The 274-nt window shown below is 69.7% G+C and carries 1 protein-coding gene; it reads left to right on the top strand.

Annotated elements, in window-relative coordinates:
* Positions 1-274: hypothetical protein (locus tag VJI94_RS08355; RefSeq protein ID WP_324009026.1), on the top strand; the 274-nt coding region annotated here is incomplete at both ends.

Consider the following 274-nt stretch of genomic DNA (forward strand, 5'->3'; position numbering starts at 1 on the left):
TGGCGAGCGTCGGCTACATCGTCTGCGGCCGCGCCGCCTACCTGGGCGATCTGAGATGGCGGCCGAACATCGTCGGCACGAACTTCTCGCGGATCGAGCGCGAGTTCGACGGCTCGCTGCGGCCTGGCGTGTCGCTGGTACAGCGGCGCACCGTGCCGGGATTCTCGGGATCGTTCCGCGTGCCCGCCTACAACGTCGACCGCGTGCGACGACTGCGGGACCAGCTCAACGCGGTTCCCGCGCTCTGGGTCGGCCTGGCCACTCAGCCCAACAG

The organism is Parvimonas sp. D9 (genome assembly GCF_035282565.1).
Lineage (GTDB): Bacteria > Bacillota > Clostridia > Tissierellales > Peptoniphilaceae > Parvimonas > Parvimonas micra.